Annotated in this window: 12 protein-coding genes; all 12 read left to right on the forward strand. The window is 50.7% G+C overall.

Annotated elements, in window-relative coordinates:
- The first annotated feature begins 51 nt into the window (after positions 1–51).
- The 12 genes from atpE to ACXAD4_RS17130 all read left to right on the forward strand — a co-directional run bounded on the left by atpE (position 52) and on the right by ACXAD4_RS17130 (position 11,421).
- Positions 52–309, forward strand: a complete 258-nt coding sequence (gene atpE / locus ACXAD4_RS17075) for a F0F1 ATP synthase subunit C (protein WP_005302247.1) — start codon at positions 52–54, stop codon at positions 307–309.
- A 49-nt stretch (positions 310–358) separates the two neighbouring features.
- The gene (atpF, locus tag ACXAD4_RS17080) at positions 359–829 is read left to right on the forward strand and encodes a F0F1 ATP synthase subunit B (RefSeq protein WP_317524641.1); all 471 of its coding nucleotides are present in this window, start codon (positions 359–361) and stop codon (positions 827–829) included.
- Positions 830–845: 16 nt separating this feature from the next.
- Positions 846–1,379, forward strand: a complete 534-nt coding sequence (atpH, locus tag ACXAD4_RS17085) for a F0F1 ATP synthase subunit delta (protein ID WP_317524642.1) — start codon at positions 846–848, stop codon at positions 1,377–1,379.
- 16 nt (positions 1,380–1,395) lie between these two features.
- Positions 1,396–2,937 carry a F0F1 ATP synthase subunit alpha gene (atpA, locus tag ACXAD4_RS17090; protein WP_044622200.1) on the forward strand — a complete coding sequence of 514 codons (1,542 nt, stop codon included), beginning with the start codon at positions 1,396–1,398 and terminating at the stop codon, positions 2,935–2,937.
- A gap of 44 nt (positions 2,938–2,981) precedes the next feature.
- Entirely contained in the window at positions 2,982–3,848 is an 867-nt protein-coding gene (gene atpG, locus ACXAD4_RS17095) for a F0F1 ATP synthase subunit gamma (RefSeq protein WP_317524643.1), read from the forward strand.
- Between the two features lie 32 nt (positions 3,849–3,880).
- Positions 3,881–5,287, forward strand: a complete 1,407-nt coding sequence (gene atpD / locus ACXAD4_RS17100; protein WP_107300832.1) for a F0F1 ATP synthase subunit beta — start codon at positions 3,881–3,883, stop codon at positions 5,285–5,287.
- Between the two features lie 17 nt (positions 5,288–5,304).
- The gene (locus tag ACXAD4_RS17105; RefSeq protein ID WP_475242961.1) at positions 5,305–5,727 is read left to right on the forward strand and encodes a F0F1 ATP synthase subunit epsilon; all 423 of its coding nucleotides are present in this window, start codon (positions 5,305–5,307) and stop codon (positions 5,725–5,727) included.
- Positions 5,728–5,930: 203 nt separating this feature from the next.
- On the forward strand, positions 5,931–7,289 hold the full coding sequence (glmU, locus tag ACXAD4_RS17110; protein ID WP_317524645.1) for a bifunctional UDP-N-acetylglucosamine diphosphorylase/glucosamine-1-phosphate N-acetyltransferase GlmU: 1,359 nt from the start codon (positions 5,931–5,933) through the stop codon (positions 7,287–7,289).
- Positions 7,290–7,478: 189 nt separating this feature from the next.
- Positions 7,479–8,246 carry a DeoR/GlpR family DNA-binding transcription regulator gene (locus ACXAD4_RS17115; protein WP_475242963.1) on the forward strand — a complete coding sequence of 256 codons (768 nt, stop codon included), beginning with the start codon at positions 7,479–7,481 and terminating at the stop codon, positions 8,244–8,246.
- 18 nt (positions 8,247–8,264) lie between these two features.
- Positions 8,265–10,097, forward strand: coding sequence for a glutamine--fructose-6-phosphate transaminase (isomerizing) (glmS, locus tag ACXAD4_RS17120; protein ID WP_475242964.1), 1,833 nt, complete (start codon positions 8,265–8,267; stop codon positions 10,095–10,097).
- A gap of 312 nt (positions 10,098–10,409) precedes the next feature.
- Positions 10,410–10,790 carry a helix-turn-helix transcriptional regulator gene (locus tag ACXAD4_RS17125; protein ID WP_039468230.1) on the forward strand — a complete coding sequence of 127 codons (381 nt, stop codon included), beginning with the start codon at positions 10,410–10,412 and terminating at the stop codon, positions 10,788–10,790.
- Between the two features lie 229 nt (positions 10,791–11,019).
- Positions 11,020–11,421 (forward strand): helix-turn-helix transcriptional regulator, encoded by a 402-nt coding sequence (locus tag ACXAD4_RS17130; protein ID WP_475242965.1) that lies wholly within the window; start codon positions 11,020–11,022, stop codon positions 11,419–11,421.
- Positions 11,422–11,424: the final 3 nt, after the last annotated feature.

Genomic DNA, 11,424 nt, shown 5'->3' on the forward strand with positions numbered 1-11,424 from the left:
ATTCAATTTTTTACTGGCACTTTAGCCGACAACTATAAACTGGAGATAGTGATGGAAACTTTACTAAGCTTTTCTGCAATTGCCGTGGGCATCATTGTAGGTCTTGCTGCACTGGGTACTGCGATCGGCTTCGCCCTTCTAGGTGGTAAATTCCTTGAAGGTGCTGCACGCCAGCCTGAAATGGCTCCAATGCTACAGGTTAAGATGTTCATCATTGCTGGTCTGCTTGATGCGGTTCCAATGATCGGTATCGTAATCGCACTACTATTCACATTCGCAAACCCATTCGTTGGCCAGCTAGCTGGTTAATCAATAAAAACGAACGGACCCATAGCAACCCTTTTTAAGGAGATGCGTTGTGAATATGAATGCAACCTTGCTGGGTCAGGCTATCGCCTTCTTTATGTTTGTGGTGTTCTGCATGAAATATGTATGGCCACCAATCATGGAAGCGATTGAAGAGCGTCAGAAAAAAATTGCTGACGGTTTGGCAGCGGCTGATCGCGCTGCCAAAGACCTGAACCTGGCGCAGGCCAATGCTTCGGACCAACTGAAAGAAGCAAAACGCACTGCAACTGAGATCGTAGAGCAAGCGAACAAGCGCAAAGCTCAGATCGTCGACGAAGCGAAGGCGGAAGCCCTGGCTGAGCGTGACAAAATTCTGGCCCAAGGTCTTGCTGAGATCGAAGCCGAACGTAACCGCGCTCGCGATGAGCTAAGAAAACAAGTTGCAACTCTGGCTGTGATTGGTGCTGAGAAAATCATTGAGCGTTCTATCGATAAAGATGCGCACGCTGATCTTCTTAACAAAGTCACTGCAGAACTGTAATTAAAGGGGCAAGCACATGTCGGATATGACTACTATCGCACGCCCCTACGCTAAAGCAGCCTTTGATCTTGCGGTTGAGAAAGGTGAGCTGGGCCAATGGGCTCAAATGCTCACCTTCGCTGCCGAAGTCACCCGTAACGAGACCATCCAGGACATCCTGGATAGCGGTTACGCGGCGGACAAGCTGACAGAAATCTTCTTGTCAGTATGCGGCGAGCAACTCAACGAACCTGGCCAGAACCTGATTAAGGTGATGGCCGAAAACGGACGCCTGAAAGCCCTTCCTGCTGTCTGCGACGAGTACCTGCTCCTGAAAAGCGAGCTGGAAAAAACTATCGATGCCACTGTGGTTTCCGCAGTCGAGCTTGACGATAGCCAACTTGTTGCCATCAGCGAGAAGCTTGAGCAGCGCTTGTCCCGTAAGGTAAAGCTGAATTGCAGTGTAGACGAGACCCTGATTGCCGGGGTCGTGATTAGAGCTGGAGACTTGGTCATCGATAACTCAGTACGCGGCAAACTAGACCGCCTGAGCGATACTTTGCAGTCTTGATTTGGGGAATTGGAGCATGCAACTTAATTCCACGGAAATTAGCGAACTGATCAAGCAGCGTATTGAAAACTTCAACGTTGTAAGTGAAGCGCGTAACGAAGGTACTATCGTGTCGGTAAGCGACGGTATCATTCGTATCCATGGCCTTGCTGATGTAATGCAAGGTGAAATGATTGAATTACCTGGTGGCCGTTTTGCACTAGCACTTAACCTTGAGCGTGACTCGGTTGGTGCGGTTGTAATGGGCCCATATGCTGACCTTCAGGAAGGCATGAAAGTAACGGGTACTGGTCGTATTCTTGAGGTACCAGTAGGCCCTGCGCTTCTAGGCCGCGTAGTGAACACACTAGGTGAGCCAATCGATGGTAAAGGTCCAATCGAGACAGAGACATTCTCTCCTGTTGAAGTGATTGCACCGGGTGTAATCGACCGTAAATCGGTAGACCAGCCTGTACAGACTGGTTACAAGGCCGTTGACTCGATGATCCCAATCGGCCGTGGCCAGCGTGAGCTGATCATCGGTGACCGCCAGACGGGTAAAACCGCTATGGCGATCGATGCCATCATCAACCAGAAGAACTCTGGTATTTACTCTGTTTATGTAGCTATCGGCCAGAAAGCGTCAACCATTGCAAACGTGGTTCGCAAACTGGAAGAGCACGGCGCACTGGAAAACACCATTGTAGTTGTAGCTTCTGCATCAGAAGCGGCAGCACTGCAGTACCTAGCACCATACGCTGGCTGTGCAATGGGTGAATACTTCCGTGACCGCGGTGAAGATGCCCTGATCGTATACGATGACCTGTCTAAGCAGGCTGTTGCCTACCGTCAGATCTCACTGTTGCTACGTCGTCCGCCGGGCCGTGAAGCCTTCCCTGGTGACGTTTTCTACCTCCACTCTCGTCTGCTAGAGCGTGCTGCTCGTGTTAACGAGAACTACGTAGAAAAATTCACTAACGGTGAAGTGAAAGGCCGCACCGGCTCACTAACTGCCCTGCCAATCATCGAAACGCAGGCAGGTGACGTATCGGCATTCGTACCGACCAACGTTATCTCTATCACCGATGGCCAGATCTTCCTACAGACAGAACTGTTCAACGCCGGTATTCGTCCAGCGGTTGACCCAGGTATCTCTGTATCGCGTGTAGGTGGTTCTGCCCAGACCAAGATCATCAAGAAACTGTCAGGTGGTATCCGTACCGCACTTGCACAGTACCGTGAACTTGCGGCGTTTGCCCAGTTCTCGTCTGACCTTGATGAAGCAACGAAGAAGCAGCTTGATCACGGTCAGAAAGTAACTGAGCTGATGAAGCAGAAGCAGTATGCACCGATGTCTGTGTTCGAACAGTCACTGGTTATCTTTGCTGCTGAAAAAGGCTACTTGAATGACATCGAGCTGACTAAGCTTGCTGATTTCGAAGCCGCGTTGCTTTCATACGCCAAAGGTCACTTTGCTGAGCTAGTGTCTCAGGTTGATGAAACGGGTGCTTGGAATGATGAAATCGAAGCCCAGTTCGTGAAACTGGTTGAAGGTTTCAAAGCGACCCAGACTTGGTAATTGGTTGGTGATCGCTTGCGATCACCTTCTAACGGAGAGTAACGATGGCCGGCGCAAAAGAGATTCGTAACAAGATCGGTAGTGTTAAAAACACTCAGAAGATCACCAAAGCGATGGAAATGGTGGCGGCGTCTAAAATGCGTAAAACGCAAGACGCTATGGAGTCATCACGTCCATACGCACAAACTATGCGCAAAGTGATCGGTCATATCGCCCTTGGTAGCCTTGAGTATAAGCATCCTTATCTCGAGGAACGTGAAGCCAAGCGCGTTGGTTACATCATTGTTTCTACAGACCGTGGCCTGTGTGGTGGCCTGAACATTAACTTGTTCAAGCAAGCCATCCACGATATCCAGGGCTGGTCTGAACAGGGTGCAGAAGTTGATTTGGCGCTGATTGGCTCCAAGGCAACGGCATTCTTTAACAGCTACGGCGGCAACGTGGCCGCGCAGGTTTCTGGCCTGGGCGACAACCCATCAGTGGATGAGCTGATCGGTACCGTTGGCGTGATGCTGAAGAAATATGATGAAGGCCAATTGGATCGCCTGTACCTGGTTTACAACAAATTTGTAAACACCATGGTTCAGGAACCAGTGATTGATCAATTGCTGCCTTTGCCTAAGTCGGAAGACGAAGAGATGCAGCGCAGCCATGCTTGGGACTACATTTATGAGCCTGAGCCGAAAGCCCTGCTGGATACCCTGCTGATTCGCTACGTTGAATCCCAGGTATACCAGGGCGTGGTCGAGAACCTTGCCAGTGAGCAGGCCGCTCGAATGGTCGCGATGAAAGCAGCAACCGATAATGCAGGAAACCTGATTGACGAACTGCAGCTTGTGTACAACAAGGCCCGTCAGGCCGCGATCACACAAGAGCTGTCTGAAATCGTTTCTGGTGCTGCTGCTGTTTAAGGCAAAGATTTAATAAGTTTAGAGGATTAACGATGGCTACAGGTAAGATCGTACAGATCATCGGTGCGGTAGTCGACGTAGAGTTTCCACAGGACTCTGTACCACAGGTATACGATGCCCTTCACGTTGATGCAAAAGAAAACGGTACGCTAGTACTGGAAGTTCAGCAGCAGCTTGGCGGTGGTGTTGTCCGTGGTATCGCAATGGGTACTTCTGATGGCCTGCGTCGTGGTTTGTCTGTTGAAAATACAGGCCGCCCAATTGAGGTTCCAGTTGGTAACGCAACTCTAGGACGTATCATGAACGTTCTGGGTCAGCCAATTGATGAGTGTGGTGAGATCGGTGAGAAAGAGCGTTACGCGATTCACCGTGAAGCACCAAGCTACGAAGAGCAGTCAAACGCGACTGAACTACTAGAAACAGGCGTTAAGGTTATCGACCTGATTTGTCCATTCGCTAAGGGTGGTAAAATCGGCCTGTTCGGTGGTGCGGGTGTAGGTAAGACCGTAAACATGATGGAGCTGATCAACAACATCGCGCTTCAGCATTCAGGTCTATCTGTATTTGCCGGTGTTGGTGAGCGTACTCGTGAAGGTAACGACTTCTACTACGAGATGCAGGAAGCGGGTGTTGTAAACATCGAAAATCCTGAGGAATCGAAAGTAGCAATGGTTTACGGCCAGATGAACGAGCCACCAGGTAACCGTCTACGTGTTGCACTGACTGGTCTGACAATGGCAGAGCGTTTCCGTGACGAAGGCCGTGACGTTCTTCTGTTCATCGATAACATCTACCGTTATACCCTTGCGGGTACAGAGGTATCGGCACTTCTAGGCCGTATGCCATCTGCGGTAGGTTACCAGCCAACTCTTGCAGAAGAGATGGGTGTACTTCAGGAGCGTATCACATCGACCAAGACAGGCTCTATCACGTCTGTACAGGCCGTTTACGTACCAGCGGATGACTTGACTGACCCATCGCCGGCGACCACATTCGCCCACCTTGATGCGACAGTTGTACTTTCTCGTCAGATCGCTTCTCTGGGTCTATACCCTGCGATCGACCCATTGGATTCAACATCACGTATGCTTGATCCGCTAGTGGTTGGTCAGGAGCACTACGACATCGCACGTGGCGTACAGAGTATTCTGCAGCGCTACAAAGAGCTGAAAGACATCATTGCAATCCTGGGTATGGACGAGCTATCTGAAGAAGATAAGCAGGCTGTATCCCGTGCACGTAAGATTGAGCGTTTCCTAACTCAGCCTTACCACGTTGCAGAAGTCTTCACAGGCGACCCAGGCATCTACGTATCGCTGAAAGATACGCTACGTAGCTTCAAAGGTCTTCTAGCGGGTGAATACGACGATATCCCAGAGCAGGCATTCATGTACTGCGGCGCGATTGAAGACGTATTGGAAAACGCGAAGAAGCTTTAAGCTAAGTAGGAGGCGACATGGCAGCGATAACCTTCCATCTGGATGTAGTAAGTGCAGAGAAACGTCTGTTTTCTGGCCGTGCTGAAAACATTCAGGTGACCGGTAGCGAAGGTGAACTGGGTATTCACGCAGGTCACACCCCGCTGCTGACCGCTATCACGCCGGGTATGGTCCGTATTACCAAACAGCATGGTGACGAAGAGGTGATTTATATCTCTGGTGGCATGCTGGAGGTTCAGCCTGGCACGGTTACCGTGTTGGCTGACACCGCTATCCGCGGTGAAGATCTGGACTCAGCGAAAGCGGAAGAAGCGAAACGCCAGGCTGAGGAGCGCATCCACAACCAGCATGGCGACATCGACTTCGCTCAGGCAGCCAGCGATTTGGCGAAGGCCATTGCTCAGCTTCGAGTTATCGAACTGACCAAGAAAGCCCGCTAAGATCAGCAAAGCCAAAAAGCGACCCTCGGGTCGCTTTTTTTATACCTGTGATCTATCCCCAACGATCCACCCCCGAGCCAACTTACCTTTTCACAGTGAGTTATTACTCGTAAAAAATTATCTATTTTTCCTGCCGCCGCTGCCCTTGGCATTATACAATGGCGCTAGGTTACTTATTTGATATGCACCAAGAGGATTAAGTCATGAGCTTTAGCGCTGTGATTCTCGCCGCGGGAAAGGGAACCCGCATGTACTCCAACCTGCCTAAAGTGTTGCATACACTGGCAGGCAAGCCGATGGCCAAACACGTGATTGATACCTGTGCTGGCCTTGGCGCCAACAATATCCACCTGGTATACGGCCACGGTGGCGATCAGATGCAGGCTGCTTTGAGCGCCGAGCCTGTAAACTGGGTATTGCAGGCTGAGCAGTTGGGTACCGGCCATGCGGTCAACCAGGCTTGCCCTGATCTGGCGGAAGACGAGAAGGTGCTTATCCTGTACGGTGACGTACCGTTGATCAGCAGTGAAACTTTGGAGAATCTACTCGATGCCCAGCCTGACGGTGGTATTGCTCTACTGACTGTAGTTCTTGACGATCCGACTGGTTATGGTCGTATCGTGCGCCGTAATGGCCCTGTGGTGGCGATTGTCGAGCAGAAAGACGCCTCTGAAGAGCAGAAGCTGATCAAGGAAATCAACACCGGTGTGATGGTGGCTAATGGCGGCGATCTGAAACGTTGGTTGTCTGCCCTTAAAAATGACAACGCCCAGGGTGAATACTACCTGACTGATATAATCGAAATCGCCCACAACGAAGGCCGTGCGGTTGAAGCGGTACACCCGGTACGTGCTATCGAGGTAGAAGGCGTCAATAACCGCGTTCAGTTGGCCAAGCTTGAGCGTGCCTTCCAGGGCATGCAGGCTGAGCGTTTGCTGGAGCAAGGCGTAATGCTGCGTGACCCGAGCCGTTTTGATTTACGCGGTGAGCTGCAGTGCGGTACCGACGTCGAAATCGATGCCAACGTCATTATCGAAGGTAGCGTCTCGCTGGGCAACAACGTGGTGATCGGCGCGGGCTCTATCCTGACCGATTGTGAGATTGATGATAACACAGTGATCCGCCCATACAGCGTGATTGAAGGGGCAACCGTCGGTGAAGACTGTACGGTGGGCCCGTTTACCCGCCTGCGTCCGGGCGCAGAATTGGTGGGTGACTCGCACGTCGGCAACTTCGTCGAAATGAAGAAAGCGCGTTTGGGCCAAGGCTCGAAAGCCAATCACCTGACTTACCTAGGTGATGCCGAGATAGGCGATCGTGTGAACATCGGTGCCGGTACCATTACCTGTAACTACGACGGCGCCAACAAGTTCAAGACTGAGATTGCCGATGATGTGTTCGTTGGCTCTGATACCCAGCTTATCGCACCGGTGAAAGTGGGCAAAGGCGCGACTATCGGTGCCGGAGCGACTATCAACCGTAATGTCGGTGAGGGTGAGTTGGTGATCACTCGTGCCCCAGCCCGCACCGTTAAAGGCTGGAAGCGTCCGGAGAAGAAGTAATTCTTTTTGCTCCTGTTTACCTAAAGGCAAGGCGATGTCCTTGCCTTTTTCATGCCTGTGACAAATATCGGCAGGTGTTTATCCCTCTTCTTTCGAATAAAAAATTAATTGCACATAGTTGATCAAAAAAGTTTTGATCTGCTAGTATTTCTTTCAATTCGAAACTTATAGTTATCAGTTCGTAATTATATGTCCAAGCGAAATACCCAGCAGCGTCGCCATGCCATTCTTTCAATGGTCAATGAGCAGGGCGAAGTCAGTGTTGATACCTTAGCCAAGCATTTTGCCACTTCCGAAGTGACAGTTCGTAAGGACTTGGCTGAGCTGGAAAAAAATGGTTTGTTGCTGCGCCGCTACGGTGGTGCTGTTTCAATACCGACCGAAATGGTCAGCGAGCCGGAAGAACAAGTTTCGGTTCGTAAGTTGGCAATTGCCAAGGCGGCTGCAGCCCGTATCCGTGACCATAATCGGATCATTATTGATAGCGGCAGCACCACAGCCAGCCTGATCAGCCTGCTCAATGACAAGCATGGTCTGATTGTAATGACCAATTCGCTCAATGTGGCCAATGCGCTCAACAGCCTGGAAAACGAGCCTACGTTGTTGATGACTGGCGGTACTTGGGACCCGCATTCCGAAGCGTTCCAGGGCCAGGTTGCCGAATCGGTGCTGCGTTCCTATGACTTTGACCAGCTGTTTATTGGCGCGGATGGTATCGATACGGAACGCGGAACAACGACGTTCAACGAGCTGGTGGGGCTGAGCCGGGTAATGGCAGAGGTATCGCGGGAAGTTGTGGTGATGGTGGAGTCGAGCAAGGTGGGCCGAAAAATCCCTAACCTTGAACTACCTTGGGTAAATATCAGTACCCTGATCACCGATGATGGCTTGGACATGGAAGCGAAACAACAGATTGAACAGCATGGCGTGCAGGTGGTCTGCGCGGCAGCGGAATAATTTCAGGAGCAAAATACTATGTGTGGGATTGTTGGTGCGGTAGCACAGCGTGATGTAGCGGAAATTCTGGTTGAAGGGCTACGCCGCCTTGAGTACCGCGGCTATGACTCTGCTGGTGTTGCGATTGTCGATGGTGACGCAAACTTAACGCGCGTCCGCCGCCTGGGTAAAGTCCAGGAGCTGGCCGATGCGGTTGACCAAGCCAAAGTGATTGGCGGTACCGGTATTGCCCACACCCGCTGGGCGACCCACGGTGAGCCATCAGAAGTTAACGCCCACCCACATATGTCTGGTGACATTGCCGTTGTCCACAACGGTATCATCGAAAACCACGAAGAGCTGCGTGAGCTTCTTCAGTCCCGTGGTTACGTGTTCGAATCTCAGACTGATACTGAAGTTATCGCGCACATGGTGGAGTGGGAGCTGCGTACTTCAGAAACACTGCTAGAAGCGGTACAGAAAACAGCAAAACAGCTGGAAGGTGCTTACGGTACCGTTGCGCTGGATCGTAAAGATCCTTCTCGCATCGTAGTGGCACGCTCAGGTAGCCCAATCGTCATCGGTTTCGGTGTAGGGGAAAACTTCCTGGCCTCTGACCAACTGGCACTGCTTAACGTGACTCGCCGCTTTATGTACCTGGAAGAAGGTGATGTAGCTGAAATTACTCGCCGTGAAGTCACGGTATTTGATGCATCGGGTGAGCGTGTCGAGCGTGAAATCACTGAATCCAATGCAGAGCACGATGCCGGTGACAAAGGCCAGTACCGTCATTTCATGCAGAAAGAAATCTACGAGCAGCCAACTGCGCTAATCAACACCATGGAAGGCCGTATCACGGCTGATTCTGTGGTGACTGAAGCGATTGGTGTCAACGCAGCAGACATCCTCAGCAAGGTTGAGCACGTCCAGATTGTGGCTTGTGGTACGTCTTACAACGCGGGTATGACTGCGCGTTACTGGTTCGAAGACATTGCCGGTGTGAGCTGTGATGTGGAGATCGCCTCTGAATTCCGCTACCGCAAGTTTGTGACTCGTCCGAATAGCCTGCTGATCACCCTTTCCCAGTCTGGTGAAACGGCCGATACCCTAGCAGCCCTTCGCCTGGCGAAAGAAAAAGGCTATATGGCGGCAATGACCATCTGTAACGTGGCGGGCTCGTCTCTGGTGCGCGAATCAGATTTTGCCTTCATGACCCGCGCGGGTGTGGAAATCGGTGTCGCTTCAACCAAAGCGTTTACCACTCAGCTTTCAGCCCTTTTGATGCTGGTAACGGCATTGGGTAAACAGCAAAACCGCATCAGCAAAGAGAAAGAGAGGGAGATCGTCGAGGCTCTGCATGCCCTGCCGCAGCAGATCAACGCCGCCCTATCGTTCGAAAAAGAAATCGAAGCGCTGGCACCTGACTTTGCCGATAAGCACCACACCCTATTCCTGGGCCGTGGTGAGTTTTACCCAATCGCGATGGAAGCATCTTTGAAACTCAAAGAGATCTCTTACATCCACGCTGAAGCTTATGCTGCCGGTGAGCTAAAGCACGGTCCTCTTGCGCTGATTGATGCTGACATGCCAGTCGTTGTCGTCGCACCGAGTAACGACCTGCTAGAGAAGCTGAAATCTAACGTTGAAGAAGTGCGTGCCCGTGGTGGTCTGCTGTATGTCTTTGCTGATGCCGATGCTGGCTTTGAAGGTGATGAGACCATGAAGATCATCACCATGCCGCACGTTAGCGAGATCACAGCTGCAATTTACTACACCATCCCGATGCAGCTATTGTCTTACTATGTTGCACTGATCAAAGGTACGGATGTGGATCAGCCGCGTAACCTTGCCAAGGCGGTAACAGTCGAATAAAAATCAGCCTGTTAGCCAATGCGCTAACAGCTTGTCTCAAAAGTGAGAAAAGGCACCCAAGCGGGTGCCTTTTTTATTGCCCTTAGGTGGTAGGGTCTACTATCTAGACAGGGGTGAATGATTTTTTTGCGTTTTAGGAAAATTGGGCATCCTGGTTACCATTTGCAAACCAAATTACAACAGCGCGAACGGTATATAAGAGTAAATTGTTGTTATTTAATGGATTGTTAAATTACTCTCAAGTTGGCTTATGTTGTGCAATCCAGTAATGAAAGCTAGGCATTATTCATTGTGTTGTATTGGAGGTGTGACATGACAGATCCGAAAGCCCAAATCGCAGCCCGTATAAAAGAAGCCAGGGAATGGAAAGGCCTGACCCAGGTGCACATGGCCCAGCAACTTAAGGTCGCCCGCCAGACTTATCTGGATTTGGAAACCGGCAAGACCGAGCCCAAGGTCAGGATGCTGTCGGAGATTTCCGAGATCACTGAGCGTCCCTTGACCTGGTTCGTGTACGGTGATGAAGGCATTGAAATATTGGAAAGTGAATATAAAGAAGAGATCGATCGCCTGTTGCAGTATTTCAGCCGATTACCCCATTCAGCCAGGAATGTCATTTTGCAGCAAAGCATTAATTTGGCGGGATTTATGGCGGAATACACCCGTGCGTTAACCCAACGTGACAAGTCATAAAGTGGTCAGAGCTGTGTCGGCGTATGCCGACATAATCATATACGGCGTGTCTTGAATGCTAGTCAACGCAGGGAGGGATTCACAGTTTATAAACTTGCCTGCTATGTAAATCATTGTTCCTAATGAATAATCATCATATGAATGACATTATACTCATTAAGGGAGTGAGATACTCCTTCCATATCCATAGGTTGCACTATATGGCGTGGAAGGAATAAGCGGGGAGGCTATGGAACAAGTAAAATCGTGGATCGCACAACGGATCAAGGATGCAAGGGAGTGGAAAGGTATTTCCCAGGTAGCGATGGCTAGGCATCTGGATGTGGCCAGACAAACCTATCTGGATCTCGAATCGGGCAAAACTGAGCCGCGGATATCCACCTTGGTAAGGATTGCGGAGCTGACAGGGCAACCTTTAGGTTGGTTCGTGTTTGATATCCAGCGTCCTGAAATGCAGCATGAACAGTTGAAGTCAGAATTGATCCAACTTTCAGCTCTGTATGAAAAGCTATCAGAGCCCTTGCGCAGTCAATTGCTCGCCTGCCATATCAGTCAGCTTAAAGTGGTACTGGAACATATTAGTATGGAAGGTGGCAGTGAAAACAAAGCAGCCCAGGAGGCTGCCTTGTAGTCG

This window comes from Photobacterium sp. AWH4_225 (assembly GCF_056158405.1).